Raw genomic sequence first — 18,464 nt, 5'->3', positions numbered from 1 at the left:
AAGGATCGACAAATGCCAAATTGCCGATCAGGTAACCATCGCTTGCGTTTGTACATCTTCTGTATCTGTATCGAAAATAAGAATCGCTTCTTCTCCTGCGGGCAACTTACCTGCAAGTTTCCCGGATTTGGTCCATACTGCACTCTCACCGGCACTTTCAAAACCGGCGCAACTACCCACGCTATTTGCCATGATCACCGGCATGGAGTAGGTACGGGCAACCCAGGAATAGTGATTCGTTGCAGTTGCTACTCCCGCTTCCCTTTTTGCCACACTCGCCAGATACAAATTAGCACCTTTCCTGTATGCTTGCTTTGCATGGTTTGGAAGGAGGCTTTCGTAGCAAATAGCCGGGCAAATCCGCAGACCACCCGTATGTAAAAGCACCTGACGGGTACCGGCTTCGAAATAGGGGAATTCATCCGGGTGAAGCACTTGCTTGGTGTAAAAACGTTGTGGTGCCCGTGGTTGGTAAAAAAACATGCTGATACCTACACCGCCGGTAGCTTTCTTTTCGGAAACACCGATACCCAGCGTAATTTTTTGTCGGTTGCTGAGCTCTTGAAACCGTTCCAACGCTTTATCGCCCCGTTTCAAAGCAAATTTCGTTGATTGTACCGGATCGTAGCCCATCAGCGATAACTCTGGAAAAACCAGCAAGTCGGTATTCAGCTTACAAGCCGTGTAAATAAACCGCTCGTGATGCACGAGTGAGACGGGAAAATTACCAGCAATCGTTTTGATTTGCGCAATGCCTATCCTCATAATCGAAAAAAAATCCGTAAAATACTATCCGTACCCTTCTTTTATAAAATTGCGGAACCTCCTGGTAAAAAGTGGATTCCAATGCAATAATAACAAAAAGTGGGATAAAATAAAAAACAGTTGCCCAACAAAAAATCCCCTCTTCCGCATGGGTCCGGAAGAGGGTAGGTTAAAAAAGTATCATTCCTAAAAAATGAATGCAATCGGGGTATGCCCATGCCGATCGCCCAGGAACTATTGACTCCTATATTCTGTAGCCGCTAGAAGCTAAGCCAGGATACGATTCTCACTCGTGCCTGTAATAACCTCGATTAAACTTTCCGGTGGCGAAAAAACGAATCCACTTATTCCTCTCCTTTCTTCGAACCATAACCGACGTCCTTACAGCGCCAGGCCAAAAACTGAAGTATTTCTAAGCGTATCGTTTAGCCCGTTGGTCCAGCTGCTGATAATTCGGCAGCCCCGGGTAACTGATTTCCTACACCGCAGGTGATCAATCGTACTGTTGGTATCAATTTGGTCGGTTCTTTCACCGGTCATTTTGGGAATAGTAAGACAAGTACCGCTCTAAATCCCCAACTTGCTGTATTGCCAGCTCCATAGTGTAAGCGGGGTCCAAGAGCAAGCTGAGTAGCCTGTTTGCCCAGGGTAAAGACCTGTGAAGCTACAAAGTTTACCGTTCCGGAAGTGGAACGCGCACTCCAGTTTCGCGTCATTTCGGTGTTGAGCGTCAACGCTTTTCCCCCAGGGAAATTTTGCGCTACAAACGGCTGAAAGAACGTCGCGTTGATATCCGATCGATTCTCGTTTCCCGCAACGGACCAAAGGTGATTTACCAAAGCACCAAAGCTGGTCATTCCGGATTGCTTCAAAGCAACTGCCGTAGGGCCCAGGCCAAATTTATCGGTGCCCAAAAGCGAGTGGGTCGCCGTAGGTACCAGGAATGCGGGTCCTACTCCCCAAATCAGCCCTCCACTTGTCGGATCTTTGGGAGAAAAGAATCCACTTAGGAGTACATCACCGAGTCCAGTCTGGCTACCACTCTCTCCCAAGACATTTTTCTGGGCGACGATAGGTACGATTGCCCGCGCAATCAAATTCCAATCCTCACCAATGCTCATCGGAATAACCGGTTGAAAATTCATGGTATAGCGTGAACCATCGGCGGGACCAATCCCAAAATCGAAATTATTTTGAAAGGGAACGCTGACGAGACTCGCTACCGGGTTTTGAAGTTGCTTGGCGAGATCATCTGCAGCACTTTTTTCTTTTTCCTGGGCCTTTGAGATCGTATAGATAAACACAAGGCCGAGAATTAGCAATAGTCGATGCATCTCTAGTGTTTTAAGTTATCACCAAAATACGAGATCCGAACCGGGACCGTTATCCCGTTACTTGCTGATTACCGGTTTCTGTCAGCAACGAAGCCTTTGACTCCGATTCTTTTTCGGCCGGGGTGTGTCCTGCAATGAGTGGATAGAGGACGCCAGCGAACACCGCCCCGATGATCGGTGCCAGCCAGAACAGCCAAAGCTGCGAAAGATAGGCACCACCCGCAAACAAAGCAGGGGCGGTGCTACGCGCCGGATTAACGGAAAGATTGGTCACGGGGATACCGATGAGGTGAATTAGCGTAAGACCCAAACCAATGGCGATGGGTGCGAACCCTGCAGGTGCCCGTTTGTCCGTTGCTCCCAGAATGATGAATAGAAAAAAGAAGGTTAGCACAACTTCAGCAACAAGGGCCGACATCATCGAATAGCCGCCCGGCGATAGTGCACCGAAGCCGTTCGACGCAAAGCCGTCCGAGGCAGCAAAGCCATCTTTGCCGCTGGCAATTAGGTAAAGTGCCCCGGCGCCTGCAATTCCACCAATTACCTGTGCGATCACATAGGGAATCAGTTCGGATTTTGGGCTTCTTCCAGCAACCACGAGGCCGACCGTGACTGCTGGGTTTAAATGACAGCCGGATACATGTCCGATGGCATAGGCCATGGTCATCACCGTGAGACCAAAGGCAAGCGACACACCCACGAAACCGATACCGAGATTAATTGGGGACGGGTCACCCGATAGAAATAAGGCTGCCAGAACTGCGCTGCCGCAGCCACCGAATACGAGCCAAAAGGTTCCGAAGAACTCGGCGGTAAGTTTGTTTTGAAGTTTCATAGTTTTGGTTGATGTTGATTATTTTTTAACATAGGATATCCCTTTTCTGATAGGTTCGAAGACCAATCCGAAGCTGTTTTTTTTTTCGGAAGAGTGTTATTCATTTTTTTGCATAGACAATTTTTCCCTCTTTGATTGTTTGCAATACCTGAATGTCTTTGATGGCGTCCGGTGCCACTTTCAAGGGATTTGCGTCCAAGACGACCAGATCCGCAAGTTTTCCCGCAACCAAACTCCCTTTTCTGTTTTTCTTCGAAATGTTGGTAGGCCGACCAGATCGTAATGGCCTGCAAGGCCTCGTAGGGCGTAAGGCGCTCGGATTCGCCGATGACCTTGCCGGATCGAGAGGTCCGGTTGACAGCAGTCCAAACGACTCGCATCAGATTGGGTAGTGCTACGGGAGCATCGGTATGGATGGTGATTTTCACCCCTTTATTGAGGGCTGTTCTTACGGGACTGATCGTATTTCCCAACTCTTCGCCAATAATTTGTTTGTGCCAGTCTCCCCAATAGAAGGTATGCAGCGGGAAAAGAGAAGCGATAACATCTAATTCCTTTAGGGAATCCAATTGATCTTTTCGTATGTATTGACCGTGAATCAGCGTATTTCGACGATCCCCCAGGCCGTATTTTTCTACATTTGGACGTAGACAACGAATTAGTTGATCGATGGCTGCGTCTCCATTGGCATGAACGAGTGTCTGCCAATTGTTTTCGAAGCCTTTGGCTAAGATGGACTGTACGGTAGAATCGGTTGGAATAGCCGGGTACCCGGCATAGTCCTTTTCCTGTCCATCTGGAGGAATCAAATAGGGCAGCGTTCGCCAGGCAGTCCTTCCCTGAGGAGAGCCATCCAGCGTCAGCTTCATCCCTCCAATGCGGTAGTGGTTCGTATAACCAGGGCTATACCATTTGGAAGCCATGTATTGGTCGGCAAAGGCGTAGTCGATGTAGCTGACCACATCAATTTTCAAAGCACCGGCTTCCGCACTGCCTGCCATCAATTCGTGATTTTGCATAGCCCTTCCCTCTTGTGCGGTGGTATACCCATACGACAGGGCCATGTCCTGACCGGCTTGAAAAAAGCGTGCAGCGCTTGCCTCATCCCGGGGAGCTAGTGCTTGCAGCATGTATGGAATTGCTGCCAGTTCTTCCAAAACGCCGTTGGGAGTTTTGCCGTCCGCTTCCCGCCGAATAATGCCGCCCTCCGGATCGGGCGTGTTTTCATCAAATCCCAATACCTCGAGTCCTTTTGAATTAACCACGGCGAAATGTCCGGATATGTGGGTAATCATGATGGGGACTTCCGTACTCACCTGATCCAGGTCCTGCCTGGTAGGAAAACGTTTTTCCTCCAATACGGAGTCGTCAAAACCGGTTCCAAACACCCAGCCAGTCAAGGCAAGGTTTTCCGGAGTATTCCATTCCTTTAAAAGTTCAATTAGCGTTGGAATGTCCTTGCAAGTAGCATCGGGTGGAGCTAGCAGGAGTGCGCCAATGGCCTGCAACCCGAAATTACTAAAATGGGCGTGTCCGTCGATAAATCCGGGAAGCAGGGTTTTTCCGTTCAGGTCCACTGTCGTCGCACCTTTACCGGCGCGCTTCAATGCTTCACTTTTCTCTCCTACAAATCGGATCTTATCTCCCTGTACGAGAACTGCCTCCACATAGGATGGCGAATCGCCCTTCATGGTTAGTATATCTCCTCCAAAGTATACGGTAGTGGGAATATCCGCTCCTTTTTCTGCTCCACAGGAATAAAGAAGTACAATAACCAGGAAATAACGGGAGAATGGTTTCATGGGCAAATTCATTGTAGTAGGTGTGTGAAACACAAAATATTGATTGGCAAACATAGGTGTTTTGAGGAGCGTGGGATAGAAGGCTCCCTGCTATTCTGTTCAAAAATGAAATTCTGAACAAAAAAAGTTTAGGTATTTTCTATCTTTCTCCTGAATTGAGAGGGTGTGAGACCGGTTTGTTCCTGGAAAGCTTTATTAAAGGTAGTGCGTGATCTAAAACCAACTTCCTGCGCAATCGCTTCGATGGTATAATGCTTCCAGGTTTTGCTTTGCAAATTCCGAATGGCTACTTCAATACGCTTTTCGTTAATTAGTTGGTTATAGTTCTTTCCAAAAGCTTGTTGGATTACCTGGGAAAGCCGGTTTTTTGTAATTCCCAAATACTCGGACAAATCCTGCTGCCGAAAGTCATCCATTAAAAAATCGGTATGGGTTAGAAAGTAAGTGTCAATGCGGGAACGGAAATCGGTAGCTTCTTCTTCGTTCAGAGCGAAAGAGGCTGAAAACGTCGGCTTTGGAGACTGCGTTGGTTCGGGGATGCCATACAAGACATCTGGCCTGAAAAAAAGAAAAAACAACTGGAAAAGTAGCATCAGTCCAAATAGCAAAGAGGCGATCAGGTGAATGGGAATCTCGTTTGCATCAGAAAGTAGCAATACCAGGCCGAGGGTGTAAAATGCCAGAAAGGTAGCCGTTAATACGATCATCCAGGAAGATGTCCTATCCTTATTCCCACTAGTCTTGCTTCGTTGAAACGCTTTTAAGAAAAAGAACAACGAAACGAAACATCCGATCAGTATCTGAAATAGATAATGAAAAAAAGTTGGTATCCATCCTTCAAAAGCATATATAATCTGGTTTCTGTCGGCTACTAATTCCAACAGGTACGCTTTTTTTTCTTCTGTGGGCATCCTGTAAAAGGGAAGCAATTCGATGAAATGTAATACCGGGAGTAACAGCAGGACATAATCCCAGCTACCCAAACGCCGCTTCTCGTATAGGTGGGCCTGGCCCAACCACAAAATAGAAATAGCCAAAAGGTAAAAAACCGGACTTCCGGTTTTAAAAAAATGCGGGTAAGAAACTACCAATTGACTATCGACAATAAAAACAATCGAGCAATAATAGGTCAGGCAGGCCAACATTAACAAAAAAGAAAATTTTTTGAAAACGTATCCCTTCTGCTTGAATAAAGCAATTAGGATGGCCAGTATACCTATTGCCGTTGCTACAAGACTAAATACAGAGGTTAAACTCATCGGATACCTGACTAACGGTACCAAAGATAGTAAAGTCAGTTGATATTCGCACGGGGCAGACGATCTACCCTTGCACATACCTTACCTGATTCCGAATCAACTTAGATGTAGAAATCAAAAAAATAAACGGCCGTGCCGATTGGTATTCTGTTAGCTGAAATTATCGTAAAAGGTGCGGAAACCCCAAATCTGCGCCAAAGCACAGACTTGAGGTCAAATCCATCATTTAAAAATCAAGCGATCCATTTGGTTGAAGCAAAAACCGAAAGGTGTAGTAAGGGCTGGGAGTGGTTCTGGGATCCACTTCTGCCAGTGGAGGATTATCCTGGTAATAGGAAAGAATTTCCAATTTGGCATAGTTACCCTTTGTAGTACGGACGAGTACTATGCGACCGGGGATCGGACTGATGACATGAGTGGTGAAATTGTAGTTGTACCAGCCGCTGCCGGACCCGGTGGGAATGGCCATGCCGTCTTCCCCGTCACTTTTGAAGTCGGCAGCCGATGGTACACTGGTAATCTCGTCAAAAGTGCCTGTGACCACTGCTGCCTGCGCCCCACCTGGTCCACTGCTGCCACTGTTGACAATGATGGTCGTTCCTTTGAATCCGATGTCCCAATCTCCTTGTTCGCTATCCACGATCCGGTTGTCTTCCAGACTGAAGTATCGAAACGGACGAGTTTCAATAATATCTCCGGTATTTCGATCCACCAGGTCACCCGGTGCATGGAGATTTTCAACCGTAACGGCTTGAAGCGCAATTTCCGGCTCTTCTACTTCGCTCTCTCCGCAACTTGAACTCAAGGCAAGCAAAAGGGTGCCTACGAGCATTGTATTCCATTTGTTCATTATAATAGGTATTTATTTTGTTGGTACTAGTTGATGAAAAGGTACTTTTGCTCCCACAAATAGGGTTCTCCCGGGATTGCTGGGATCGTATCGGTTGAGTTGATTCAATAGATTAAAACCGCCCGCCTCCAGCAGTATTCCATTGAACAGGGTTTTGCTTAGACTGAGGTTCCAGCTCGTTATCGCCCGTGCATATTCCGTGGGATCGTCTAGAATTAAGTTGCCATTTACGTCGCCAAAGCCGAACTTTCCCCGGTAGATGGCTCGAAGGGCCAGGTTGATACCGGTAAGTGGTTCCTGATAGCTGATCTTTACGTTCCCACTATGCCGACTTCGATTAAACAAGCCTCCGTAGTCGCTCCGGCTCACCCGTAGGGTACGGTTCGTAGCGTCCCTGCGAAATAACTCTCCGGAATCGATCTGCTCCAAAACATCCAAATCCTCGGTATCCAAATACATATATCCTGCGGATACCTGGAGATTTGACGTCAGACGCCAGGTCCAATCCAGTTCTACTCCCCGGGTTCGTACGCGGGAAACGTTGAAGTAGGAGAACGCATTTTGACCCGAAGTCAGCCTGGCAAAAGGCGCCGTCTCAATCAGGTTGGAAATGTTATTTTGAAAGATGTTTCCCTGAAAGAGCAGGTCATTGGAAAGTTTCCAGCGAAAGCCGGTATTGATTGCCAGGGAACTTTCTGCCCGCAGGGCGCCAAATTGGGAGGGATCCAGCAGCACCTGCTGGATGAGGCCTTGTGATTGAAGCCGTTCAACGCCTTCACGCACCAGATTCGCTCCAAAAACATAATATCCCGCGGAGGCATTATTGAAATTGAGCAATAACTGCCGGAAATCGGGGGCTTTGAATCCTGCCCCAATCGATGCCTGCCAGCTGAATTGCTCACTTAGTTTGTACATACCCGATACTTTCGGACTGATTCGTTCCCCGTATTGACTGTGCAAGTCTCCCCGAACGCCGGTGACGATGTTCCATCGGTCGGTGGGATCCCATTGGTGCTGGAGAAATAAATAACCTGCATCAAAACGGTTTAGGTCTTCGTAGCGCGTCGCGTCAACCGTCTCTAGCAGGTGTCCCATCCCCAGCGTTAGTAATTGATCGTTTCCCAATTGACGGTCCAGTTGAAACTCCGTGCGGTGGTACTGCTGCCGAAAATCCTGCCCATCCACGACCCATCCATCTTCCTGCATCTCCGTCACCGAACGGGTCTCGAACAAAGACGTCATGCTTCGAAGCGTCATCTGCCAGTGCTCGTTGGGGCGATAGACTACCGTTGGGTTGAGGTTTAAATCCCGGCGTTCGGAGGTCAAATCGGCCAGCCGGCCGGTTCCATTCTCACTAATTTGCAGCACATCCTCCGAATCTTCCCGATACACTCGGGAATAGAGTCTGAACTCCCATTTACCGGACTTCTTGCCCAACTTGACCTGTCCGGTGCTGGCCTGAAAAGGCGCCTGGGTATTTCCGGGAACATCGGGGGTAAGATCAAAGCCATCCGTGCGAAAGTGGTTGAGGTAGGCCTGAACCGACCAGTTATTTTGGTTAAAACCCGCTTCTCCGCTCAGGTCCAGGGTAGAAAAGGAGCGAAACCGGGACTCCAGGGAGGCTGCAAATCGCTCCCGACTACTTTTCGTGATGATATTGATCACCCCGGCCATGGCTTCGCTTCCGTAGATGGCACTGGAGGGGCCCCGGAGAACCTCGATCCGCTCAATGTTCGTAACCGAAATTCGATCCAAATCAAAGGTTCCGGCGGTTCGGCCGATCAGGGGTTCACCGTCCAGTAGTATCAGGATGTAGTCGGAAGATAGGCCCTGCATTTGTAGCCCGGCACCATGGTCGCTTACCACCTGAAGGCCCGTTTGCTCGCGCAGCACCTCCGAAAGCCGCATGCCCCCGGTTTCCTGAATTTGTTCGCGGGAAATGACCGTTACTGGCATGGGTAAATCTTCCACACTTCGGTCGGTACGCGTAGCAGCAACGACCACTTCACCCATTTGTCCTATCTTTTCTGTGAGGCGCAAACTACTCAATTCACTAATTTCCTTGACCCGGATCAGCCTGGCGTCAAATCCCATGGCAAAGACTTCAATCACCTGATCGGCTGCCAGATTCTCCGGAAGTTCAAAAGAGCCCGTGCTATCCACTGGAACGACCTTATCCGGTCCGATTTTTACATAGGCGTGGGGGATGGGGTTGCCTGCCTGATCCCGGACGCAAATTGGATCGGAAGCGAATGCTACGAGGGGAACGAATAGGTATCCCAAGAGCCAGCAACTGAAATTGTTTTTATTTAGATTGATTCTACACATAAACAAGAAATAATTCCCGATGGCCCTGAGACCACCGGGAAAGCATTAAAGTTGGTCGATCAACTGTTTCCACTGATCTTTCTGGGGCAGACCTGGCTTTCGGAGCCCAAAAAACTGGGCAATCATTTCTCCCTCTGCATCAAATAGCTCCAGAGAAGAAACCAAACCGTCGTCCGTGTTCTTATGTACCACCCAGGCCGAATCGATGCAAGACTCGTCGAGGTGCATGTTGAAGTCCGGATCCATCACATTCAGCCAATCTCCCATTTGCCGGATCGTGCGTACTTTTCCCTGATGAATTTGGATGTTTCCTTTGTTCCCCACGAAAATCATGATCGGTAATTTATCCGCCGCTGCCACGTCCAGTATTTTTCTAACCGAGAGGCGATCCACCGGGTAAGCCCATTTTTTGCCAATCCATTTGATGGCGTCTAGCCGATGGATATTGTACTTGCGCAGCATGCCGAAGAAGTCGTGGGTATCTTTCATGTTTTCCCAATCCTGGACAAATGCATCTTGGTCCACAGAGGTAGCGTGTATTTCTTTCTCGAAGGGTTTTACCTGAATGTCTTGTAGCGGCTCATTGCTACGATACGTACGAATGAGTTGGTCGTAGGCATCCTGGTTACTTCTTTCCTGTAGGTAGATTTTCATTACAGCTACTCCGGCCTGATCAAAGAACTGAAGACTTCGCATCACTCCGCGGGGTGTATCGGTGGCTACGGCAAAGCCGTATTTCCATTTGCCAAAAAACACGCGCTGTTCGATAGGACCGATCACCGTAGCGATTTGGTGGGGAGCGGTGCCGTGGATGGTGATTTTTTGGAAATTTCCTTTATGCTCCAGGACACAGCCATCGTTCCTGGTCAATGCCATCAATTTTCCCAATTCCCGACAGGAAAGGAGAATGTCGGCCCAATCGGCTTTTAACCGGATAGGGGCCGGCTGATCGTTTGTAAGCAATAGATCCAGTTCGGACACCTGAAGTTGGCGGGCCGCATCCCGTATTCTGGTTTTTGGTTGGGTTGCGCGTAGCTCTTCCCAGGCTTTCTTTAAGGCGGTGCCGGAAGGATATTTCAGAGTAGTTTCCATAATTAAGCGAGTTTGTATGTATAATTCGGTGTGGAAGTAGCGTTCGGGGGAAGGCTACTGATATATATTGGATCGTTCGGTCCGTTGGTCTGAACCGACAGGGGATAATCAAATACCTGTTTCAGGTTTTCCGGAGTCATTACGGTACGTATTGACCCTTGGTTGAGGACCGTGCCTTGCTTCAGTAGCAGGGCTTTGTCTGCATAATTTGCGGCTAGATTCAAGTCGTGAAGTATGGCCAGAATGCCAATGTTTCGCTGCTTGAGTTGCCCAATAATCTGCATGATGTGGTGTTGCTGGGCAATGTCCATACTGGAGGTTGGCTCATCCAGCAGCAGGTACCTCGGTATGGGTTTGATCTCCCATATTTGCGCAAGTACCCGGGCTAGCTGTACCCGCTGTTTTTCACCTCCCGATAAGCTGCCATAGGTTTGATCTTTCAGGTGCCAGGTTTGGGTGGCCGACATCACCTCTTTCAGGATTGTTTTTGGGTATTTTGGCCGACAATGCATAAGGCCCAGCGCTACGACTTCCTTCGCCTGGAAGGGAAAGGTAAGGGTACTGTGCTGCGGCATGACCGCACGCAAGGAGGCCAGTTGCCGGCTTTTCATTCCCTGTATCGACTGTCCATTATAGGTAATCTTCCCTTGTTTGCAGGGCATCTCTCCCGATAGTAAGCGGAAAAGTGTCGATTTCCCTGCGCCATTCGGGCCGATGATGGCCGTCAATTCCCCGGGAAGCACCTGCATACTTGCCCGATTCACAATGGAACGGTTACCTATGTAATAATGAATGTGATGCGCGTCTAACATATCAACTGTTGAGTTTTTTTACATGTAGGATTAGCCAGATAAAGAATGGAGAGCCAAGAATCGCCGTTATGATCCCAATTGGCAATTCGGCGGGCATGACCACCGTTCGTGCAAGCAAATCTGCACCATTGAGTAGGAAAGCGCCCAATAGGAAAGCTCCGGGAAGGACCAGGCGGTGGTCCGCACCAAAGGATAGCCGCAACAGATGTGGGACGATTAAGCCGACAAATCCTATGGTGCCCGTCATCGAAACCCCCACACTCACCACCAGAGCACTCATAAACAACACGATGTATTTCACACGTTGTACATCTACCCCCATGTGAAAAGCCTCGGTTTCTCCGATGGCCAGGGCATTCAGATTTCGAAACTGGTAGATAACCAGCAAGGAGGGAAACAAAATAAGGAGAAAGGCTATCTTTACCTTGTCCCAATTCGCTCCACCCACATCTCCCAGGCTCCAGAAGGTGAAATTTCGCAACGCGGCCTCGTCTGCATAAAAGATGGCCAGGCCAATCAGTGCACCCGATAAAGCGGTCAAGGCAACGCCGGCCAATATGAGGAGGGAAATATCCGTCTTACCTCCCTGGTTGGCCATGTTGTACACCAGCATCACGTTGATCAACCCGCCAATAAAGGCGGATAAGGGCAAACTAAAACTTCCAAATAGTTGGCCCAGCCAGGGGAAGTAGGAGCCAAAAACAATAAAAACTACCGCGAATAAAGCACCACCGCTGCTTACGCCTATGAGCCCGGGCTCTACCAGGGGATTTCTGAATAGACCTTGCAAAGCGGCTCCGGCCAGTCCTAACCCACCGCCAACCAGAATGGCCAGCAAAATCCTGGGGAGACGTATCTGCCAAAGTACGTTGGCCTCCTGTTCGGTGAAGGTTCCCGAATCAATGCCTATCTGGTGCAATAGAATGGAAACTGCGTGGCTAAAGGGAATGGGAAACGCGCCAATGGTCACCGAAAACAGCCCGAGGAGTACAACGCCTGCTGCGAGACCAGCCAAAACCAGGGTCTGCTGTGTGGTTTTTGAATTACTCAGGGTTTGAATCATGCTTACTTGCGCGTTACACTTTTAGCGAGTTCCAGTGCGGCTTTGGCTACCCGGGGACCAAAACCCGAAAGATACAGCCCATCGAAGGCCAGTATTCCATCTTGATTGTAGGCAATGGTTTGTTCCACGCCACGAATGTTTTTTACGGCTTCCTTTCCTCCAATTGATTGAAGACTGGATTCAAAAAACAACAGGTATTCCGGATTCATGGCCACCAGGGCTTCCGGGGTAAGGGGGATGAAATCGGTAAATCCCTTTCCGACCGATTCGATAGCCGCCATTTGGAGAAGCGATTCGGCAAAGGTATCTTCTCCGGCTACAAAGACGTTTTCCAGACCTCGGGCCATAACAAAGGCCATTTTTGGCTTTTTTGAGAGCTCAGCAGTATAAGCGTCCAATGCTTGTATGTCTTCATCAAGCTGGTTTGTCAGCGCCTTTCCTTTTTCCGGAACTCCCAGAAAATCGGCCAAATCGCGAATGATGCGATAGGTACCAGAAAGGTCGGTGGGTTTATCAAACTGATGAATTTTTAATCCCGCGGATCTGAGCTGAGCCACCACATCGGCGTTTAAGTAACCGGTCTCCATCAAGAGTAAATCCGGCCCTAGTGCCAATATGCCCTCTGCTTTGATTTGATTGCGGTAGCCGATGGACGGAAGCTGTTGCATGGAAGCAGGGTAGGTGGACGTGATGTCCGTAGCAACGATAGCCGATCCAAAACCTAGTTCGTACACGATTTCTGTGATGGTGCCTCCGGCCGTAATGATGGAGGTTTCTTTGGATTGAAATGCCTGCGCATGGGCCGAAAGAACCAAGGCAATTACCAGAATGGGTAGCAACAGCGATTTCTTCATTTATTTAGATCAATTTTAAATACGAGTACAAATATTAGTCTATTTGGATTAAATCCAAATTAATTTTAATTGATTATTCCTATCGTTGGAGAGATTTGATTGACAATCAATTAACGGTAAATCCGATAGATTTTAACTATTACCTGCTGCAACCCAAGGGAGAGGGAAGGCCTGGACTTTCGGTAACAGCTTCTGGCGCTGACAGGCCATGGGAGGGAGGATTCTCAACACAAATGGAGAAACTGGTCTACAGGCATGGCCCCATTACGTATCGGCTGTGAGGATGCCACCGGGTCGTAAACGTATTTCGAGTTAAATTAAGGCTTACCGCCGATCTGGAGAAATTTTTGGAGAGAAAGTAACGAACCGGTTCACCGTCCCAAAACCCTTTTTACTGGCGTCCCAAACAATATTCTGGATCTGTTCAAAAAAGTCACCGTAGCCCGAGCGCAGGACGGGGCGAACTTTACGGTGACGGTTTCCCATCAAACAAAGGTTTTTGGGAGTCAGGAACAGTAGGTAGTTCTGCCTGTACGGCACCAACATAGAGCGGGCATGGCATCCATCAAAAGCAGAGGTTCCGGAAAAGGCAAGATCCTTCCAAGAGGGGGATGGTGATCATTGCTATCCGCTATGGAAAAGAGTAGGGACAATAAAAAGATCCGGTGGATCACCCACCCGATCTTTTCGCTTTGTAGCCTTCTTGCTTCAGGTACTCGAGGATTTTGTCCCGATGATCTCCTTGAATCAGGATTTCACCCGCTTTGGTGTTGCCACCGACGCCACATTTGGATTTCAAGGCCTTTCCAAGCGCATTTAAATCTTCTTCCTGCCCCACAAATCCAGTTACCAAAGTCACCTGTTTCCCGCCTCTTGACTTTTTATCCAGTTGGACGCGCAGGTTTTGTTGTTGGGGCGGCAGGGTTTCCTCGGAGGACCGATCCCCTTCCTCGTAAGCAAATGAATCCAAGGTAGAATACACCACCCCGTCTCTTTTTTTCCAATCGTTCTCTTTTTTTCTGCCCATAGGTGCGGTTTACTTTTTGAATCGCATGGTCCAGACAGGACGTTTGGCACTGTTAACCACATCTTCTGCGATGCTACCGCTTAACAGGTGCATGAATCCGGTCCGACCATGGGTGGCCATGGCGATGATGTCCGCATCCACCTCATCGGCAAATTCAATAATTCCTTCTTCTTCGGTATCTCCATTATAGATGTCAATCTGCACATTTTGCAGGTCATTTGCCTTAATGAATGCTTTGATTTTTTCCAGGGACACTTTCGATTTTTCGAAAGAATTGGGCGTATTCACTTTGACCAGTCTTATTTTTGCGCCCAGAAGTTCCTGCAGGTCTTTCAATTCCTTAACCACTTTTTTGCTGTCCTCGCCAAAATCACTGGCAAAGACGATGGTTTTCAATTGATCTGCTTTTACCGGAGCTTTTACGGTGATTACCGGACACCTCGAAAGACGCACTACTTTTTCTGTATTGGAGCCGATCAGTAACTCTTCCAAACCACTGGAGCCTTTGGAACCCATGATGACGAGGTCTGCTTTGATTTCTGTAATTTCACTGGATATCCCTGCGTAAGGGTTACCAAAGGAAAGAGTCGTGCTAAAATCATAAGATTTTACGGAATGAGCTTCTTCCATTTCTTTAAATTGCTTCTTTCGCTTTTCGACCAGGTCTACCATGTAGATTTTGTCGATAAAATTTTCTTCCATATTTACCTCACCCATGGTATTAAAATGCTGGGTCGTCGGTATTTCGATCACATGAACCAATTTCAGTTTGCAGGAGGCTTTGGCAGCAATTTCTTGTGCTAACTGGAAGGCATTTTCTGCTTCTTCAGAAAAATCGAAAGGTACTAGGATGCTTTTCATAGGTGTTTCGCCGAATTAATTGTTTACATGCAGTTAAGCTACAAAAATCTACAGAAATTAAATAAGGAATTGACCATTTGTTTAAAAAATCACCCAGCCGAGACCGAAAAGCAGGACGCAAAGAAAGGTGCCCAAGGCCATTACTCGTAGGTAGGGATCCAGTTTTTCCGGAGTATCCACCTTCACTACTGCCCACCCGGTGCGCAGTAGGACCGGCGCCGCCAAAATGTATAGCAAAGCACCGTACGCTTGCTCCAAAACAACGAAGGCCAGAAGTAGGCTCAATGCAAGCAGCAATAACAGCCAATGATACCGGGCCGCATCTTCCTTACCGATCCGTACGGGAATTGACTTTTTTCCTGCTTTCTTATCGGATTCAATATCCCTTATATTGTTGATATTGAGCACGCCAGTGCTCAAAAGACCCACGGCAGAAGCGGGCAGCCAGATGGAGGAGTCAAACGAAAGCGTATGCAGGTAATAAGTGCCCATGACTCCCACCCATCCAAAGAAAAGGAATACAGCCAGGTCTCCCAGGCCGGCATAGCCATAGGGCTTGCTTCCAGAGGTATAAGTAATGGCAGCGAAGATCGCCAATAAGCCCAGCGCAAGGAATAGAAAAAACAAATAGACAGTTTCCAATGCAACGATAAGTAGCGCCAGTCCACTCATCAGCGAAAGCAAGGAAAACAGGATGATACCTTTTTTCATTGAAGAGGCGCTGATGGCTCCCGATTGTACGGCTCGCCGAGGACCTTTTCGTTCTTCATGGTCCGCTCCATGTACACTGTCTCCGTAATCGTTTGCCAGGTTGGAAAGTACCTGCAGGAGTGTCGTCGTGAGTGCTGCCAGAACAAATATTATCCACCGAAATGCCCCATCCTGAAACGCGATAACGGTACCCATTACGATACTTGAAAGCGCCAGGGGTAGGGTTCTGAGGCGAAATGCGTGGATCCAGGCTTTCCTGGTAGAAGCTAGTGACAAGGTAAAAAATAAGGTTTAATGAAATACCGGTTTTAAGCAAATGCCTTTCGCAGCAGCGAAAGGCAGGATAGTTTGCACTTATTTTTTTATCTAAACGTGCTTAAGATTTGATTAATTTAATGATTTCTTCGTCCATTGGCTTGACCGAAGAAGGGAAAAACTTAACCAATTCCCCCTTTTCATTGACGAAGTACTTGCAGAAATTCCAGGAAGGCTCGGAGTTATTCCAGCCGTTCAGCTCCTTATCGGACAACCAGCGGTACAAGGGGTGTTTGTCCACACCCTTGACAGAAATTTTTTCGAATATGGGAAAAGACACCCCGTAATTTTCGGTGCAAAATGTTTTTATATCTTCGTTCGTACCTGGCTCCTGGCCTCCAAAATTATTCGCTGGAAAAGCCAGAATTGTCAATTTGTCCTTGTAGGCCTCGTACAGCTCCTGCAGTTCTGCATATTGCGGTGTATACCCGCATTTAGAGGCCACGTTTACAATCAGCAGTTTTTTTCCTTTAAAACTGGAAAAATCCACCGGGTTTCCATCAATGTCATTCATCGTAAATTCATAAAAATCGGCGGGTGCTTCCATCGTTTTTTGCGTTTGAGTGACTGCTAGCGGTTTTTCCTCTGTAAAATTGCTTGTTTGGCTTAGGTGCGGTACTTGAAAGGCAAGTAGCCCGAGTAGGAGAGAGTAAGTAATAATTTTCATAGTTACATTTTTTGGGGTACATCTATTCCTAATAACTTCATGCCGGAGGCAATTGTTTTTGCAACCTCGGAAGATAAGGCCACACGGAATGCCTGCTCTTCAGCTTTGGTTTCGCTAAATATAGGAAGTTCTGCATAAAAGCGGTTGTATTCCTTCGCCAAATCAAACAAATATTGTGCAATAACAGCCGGAGAAAGTTCCTCCGCGGCCGTGGCCACTTTTTTTCGGTAATCGGCCAGCTGGAAAATCAATAGCCGTTCCGTGGGCTCCAATGCAGCATACGATTGGAACCGATCGCTGGAAAAGTCCAGTTCAATTTGGGCGGCTTTGCGAAGAATTGCAGCAATCCGTGCGTGGGTGTACTGAATAAAGGGTCCGGTATTTCCCTGAAATTCGATGGATTCCTGGGGATTAAAAAGCATTCGTTTTTTAGGATCCACTTTCAGCAGGAAGTATTTCAATGCACCCATGCCCAACATTCGGTACAGGGCTTCCGCTTCCTCCTCACTAAAACCTTCAATCTTTCCCAGTTCCTGTGTGTGTACCCGTGCTGTACCTACCATTTCCTGAATCAGGTCGTCTGCATCCACCACGGTACCTTCCCTGGATTTCATTTTTCCAGAGGGTAGGTCTACCATACCGTAGGAGAGGTGATAGAGGCCCGCTCCGTAGGGTCGACCCAATTTCCGCAAAATGGAAAACAAGACCTCAAAATGGTAATCTTGTTCGTTGCCCACCACATAGACGGATTTTTCAATCCCGTGATCCTTGAACTTTAGGTCTGCCGTGCCCATGTCCTGGGTCATGTAGACTGAGGTGCCATCTGCCCGGAGGACCAGCTTTTCGTCCAATCCCTCGCTGCGCAAATCGGCCCATACGGAGCCATCGTCCTTTTGAAAAAACACCCCCTTTTCGAGTCCCTCACGCACGATATCCTTACCAAGCAGATAGGTATCCGACTCGTAATAGTACTGGTCGAAAGTGACGCCAAGGCTGCGATAGGTCTGCTCGAATCCCTGGTACACCCAACGGTTGAGCTTTTTCCACAATTCCACGGTGGGGGGATCGTTTGCTTCCCACTTCACCAGCATGTCCTGGGCTTCCCGCATCCATGCAGCTTCCTTTTTGGCCCGGTCCTCCGGCATTCCGCTGGCCAGCAATTCCTGAACCTGCTTTTTGTATTCTTTGTCAAAAAGTACATAATAATATCCCACCAAATGGTCTCCTTTCATGCCCGAACTTTCCGGACTGGCTCCGTTTCCCAGTTTTTCGTAGGCCACCATGGACTTGCAAATATGAATTCCCCGGTCATTCACCAAATTTGCCTTTACCACCTCGTACCCGTAGGCTTCTAAAATAGCCGCTACAGAAAATCCGAGAAAATTATTTCGCAAATGCCCCAGATGCAACGGTTTGTTGGTGTTCGGAGAACTGAACTCCACCATGACTTTTTTACCGTTTGGGGGATAATGGCCAGGCTTTGGTTGATGGGAAAGCTCCCGGAAACGGTCCAGCCAGTAGGCAGGAGAGAGGCTCAGGTTCAAAAACCCTTTCACCACATTAAAATCGGCCAACTCTGGCAGATTTTCGAGCAGGAACCTGCCGATCATTTCCCCGCTCGCTTCCGGTGACACTTTGGTGATCTTTAAGTACGGAAACAACACAAAGGTGTATTCTCCACGAAACTCCTTTCGGGTAGCCTGCAAGGCAAGGGTGTCCGCTTCTACCGGGTGATCAAACAGCTCCTGAAAAGCTTTAGCAATGGTTTCTGTGAGATGTTGCTGTATATCCATAGTTTAGGTACGCCTCCAATTTCTTGAGGCGCAAATATAAGGGTTTCCGCCCAAACTGAGTAAAACCGCTCGGGTTTATCTTTTTGGTACGGCCTG

Annotated in this window: 16 protein-coding genes and 1 pseudogene; all 17 read right to left on the bottom strand. The window is 48.1% G+C overall.

Annotated features, from left to right (window positions below):
* Positions 1-27 precede the first annotated feature (27 nt).
* Positions 28-765 carry a carbon-nitrogen hydrolase family protein gene (locus tag ABWH99_RS13360; protein WP_375582352.1) on the bottom strand — a complete coding sequence of 246 codons (738 nt, stop codon included), beginning with the start codon at positions 763-765 and terminating at the stop codon, positions 28-30.
* Positions 766-1,301: 536 nt separating this feature from the next.
* On the bottom strand, positions 1,302-2,099 hold the full coding sequence (locus tag ABWH99_RS13355; RefSeq protein WP_375582351.1) for a hypothetical protein: 798 nt from the start codon (positions 2,097-2,099) through the stop codon (positions 1,302-1,304).
* 49 nt (positions 2,100-2,148) lie between these two features.
* A complete protein-coding gene (gene aqpZ / locus ABWH99_RS13350) occupies positions 2,149-2,934 on the bottom strand; it encodes an aquaporin Z (RefSeq protein WP_375582350.1) in 786 nt (261 codons plus the stop codon).
* A gap of 100 nt (positions 2,935-3,034) precedes the next feature.
* On the bottom strand, positions 3,035-3,133 hold the full coding sequence (locus ABWH99_RS13345) for a hypothetical protein (protein WP_375586576.1): 99 nt from the start codon (positions 3,131-3,133) through the stop codon (positions 3,035-3,037).
* A gap of 118 nt (positions 3,134-3,251) precedes the next feature.
* Positions 3,252-4,625: pseudogene (locus tag ABWH99_RS13340) on the bottom strand (amidohydrolase); the annotation flags it as partial.
* Between the two features lie 239 nt (positions 4,626-4,864).
* Positions 4,865-5,995, bottom strand: a complete 1,131-nt coding sequence (locus tag ABWH99_RS13335) for a helix-turn-helix domain-containing protein (protein WP_375582349.1) — start codon at positions 5,993-5,995, stop codon at positions 4,865-4,867.
* Positions 5,996-6,221: 226 nt separating this feature from the next.
* Entirely contained in the window at positions 6,222-6,845 is a 624-nt protein-coding gene (locus ABWH99_RS13330) for an HmuY family protein (protein WP_375582348.1), read from the bottom strand.
* 12 nt (positions 6,846-6,857) lie between these two features.
* Entirely contained in the window at positions 6,858-9,173 is a 2,316-nt protein-coding gene (locus ABWH99_RS13325) for a TonB-dependent receptor plug domain-containing protein (RefSeq protein WP_375582347.1), read from the bottom strand.
* A gap of 45 nt (positions 9,174-9,218) precedes the next feature.
* Positions 9,219-10,265: a hemin-degrading factor gene (locus tag ABWH99_RS13320; protein WP_375582346.1), complete on the bottom strand. Its 1,047-nt coding sequence runs from the start codon at positions 10,263-10,265 to the stop codon at positions 9,219-9,221.
* A gap of 2 nt (positions 10,266-10,267) precedes the next feature.
* Positions 10,268-11,077, bottom strand: a complete 810-nt coding sequence (locus ABWH99_RS13315; protein ID WP_375582345.1) for a heme ABC transporter ATP-binding protein — start codon at positions 11,075-11,077, stop codon at positions 10,268-10,270.
* A 1-nt stretch (position 11,078) separates the two neighbouring features.
* A complete protein-coding gene (locus ABWH99_RS13310) occupies positions 11,079-12,140 on the bottom strand; it encodes a FecCD family ABC transporter permease (protein WP_375582344.1) in 1,062 nt (353 codons plus the stop codon).
* A gap of 2 nt (positions 12,141-12,142) precedes the next feature.
* Positions 12,143-12,994, bottom strand: a complete 852-nt coding sequence (locus ABWH99_RS13305) for a hemin ABC transporter substrate-binding protein (RefSeq protein WP_375582343.1) — start codon at positions 12,992-12,994, stop codon at positions 12,143-12,145.
* A gap of 670 nt (positions 12,995-13,664) precedes the next feature.
* Positions 13,665-14,021 (bottom strand): translation initiation factor, encoded by a 357-nt coding sequence (locus ABWH99_RS13300; protein WP_375582342.1) that lies wholly within the window; start codon positions 14,019-14,021, stop codon positions 13,665-13,667.
* 9 nt (positions 14,022-14,030) lie between these two features.
* Positions 14,031-14,882: a universal stress protein gene (locus ABWH99_RS13295; RefSeq protein WP_375582341.1), complete on the bottom strand. Its 852-nt coding sequence runs from the start codon at positions 14,880-14,882 to the stop codon at positions 14,031-14,033.
* An 81-nt stretch (positions 14,883-14,963) separates the two neighbouring features.
* A complete protein-coding gene (locus ABWH99_RS13290; protein WP_375582340.1) occupies positions 14,964-15,869 on the bottom strand; it encodes a 1,4-dihydroxy-2-naphthoate polyprenyltransferase in 906 nt (301 codons plus the stop codon).
* 100 nt (positions 15,870-15,969) lie between these two features.
* Complete coding sequence (locus ABWH99_RS13285; RefSeq protein WP_375582339.1) at positions 15,970-16,575, bottom strand: glutathione peroxidase; 606 nt, start codon at positions 16,573-16,575, stop codon at positions 15,970-15,972.
* Positions 16,576-16,577: 2 nt separating this feature from the next.
* Positions 16,578-18,368, bottom strand: coding sequence for an arginine--tRNA ligase (gene argS / locus ABWH99_RS13280; protein ID WP_375582338.1), 1,791 nt, complete (start codon positions 18,366-18,368; stop codon positions 16,578-16,580).
* Between the last annotated feature and the right edge of the window lie 96 nt (positions 18,369-18,464).

This window comes from Cyclobacterium xiamenense (assembly GCF_042140265.1).
In the GTDB taxonomy this organism is placed as follows: domain Bacteria; phylum Bacteroidota; class Bacteroidia; order Cytophagales; family Cyclobacteriaceae; genus Cyclobacterium; species Cyclobacterium xiamenense_A.
The sequence above is the reverse complement of the archived record's forward strand: the minus strand, read 5'-3'. Positions and strand labels throughout refer to the sequence as shown.

Bases quoted from the DNA above. Each gene is read 5' to 3' on its own strand.
- ABWH99_RS13295 (WP_375582341.1), bottom strand. From the start codon at position 14,882: ATGAAAAGCATCCTAGTACCTTTCGATTTTTCTGAAGAAGCAGAAAAT.
- ABWH99_RS13315 (WP_375582345.1), bottom strand. From the start codon at position 11,077: ATGTTAGACGCGCATCACATTCATTATTACATAGGTAACCGTTCCATT.
- ABWH99_RS13310 (WP_375582344.1), bottom strand. From the start codon at position 12,140: ATGATTCAAACCCTGAGTAATTCAAAAACCACACAGCAGACCCTGGTT.
- ABWH99_RS13360 (WP_375582352.1), bottom strand. From the start codon at position 765: ATGAGGATAGGCATTGCGCAAATCAAAACGATTGCTGGTAATTTTCCC.
- argS (WP_375582338.1), bottom strand. From the start codon at position 18,368: ATGGATATACAGCAACATCTCACAGAAACCATTGCTAAAGCTTTTCAG.
- ABWH99_RS13320 (WP_375582346.1), bottom strand. From the start codon at position 10,265: ATGGAAACTACTCTGAAATATCCTTCCGGCACCGCCTTAAAGAAAGCC.
- ABWH99_RS13305 (WP_375582343.1), bottom strand. From the start codon at position 12,994: ATGAAGAAATCGCTGTTGCTACCCATTCTGGTAATTGCCTTGGTTCTT.
- ABWH99_RS13300 (WP_375582342.1), bottom strand. From the start codon at position 14,021: ATGGGCAGAAAAAAAGAGAACGATTGGAAAAAAAGAGACGGGGTGGTG.
- ABWH99_RS13355 (WP_375582351.1), bottom strand. From the start codon at position 2,099: ATGCATCGACTATTGCTAATTCTCGGCCTTGTGTTTATCTATACGATC.
- ABWH99_RS13335 (WP_375582349.1), bottom strand. From the start codon at position 5,995: ATGAGTTTAACCTCTGTATTTAGTCTTGTAGCAACGGCAATAGGTATA.
- ABWH99_RS13330 (WP_375582348.1), bottom strand. From the start codon at position 6,845: ATGAACAAATGGAATACAATGCTCGTAGGCACCCTTTTGCTTGCCTTG.
- ABWH99_RS13285 (WP_375582339.1), bottom strand. From the start codon at position 16,575: ATGAAAATTATTACTTACTCTCTCCTACTCGGGCTACTTGCCTTTCAA.
- aqpZ (WP_375582350.1), bottom strand. From the start codon at position 2,934: ATGAAACTTCAAAACAAACTTACCGCCGAGTTCTTCGGAACCTTTTGG.
- ABWH99_RS13325 (WP_375582347.1), bottom strand. From the start codon at position 9,173: ATGTGTAGAATCAATCTAAATAAAAACAATTTCAGTTGCTGGCTCTTG.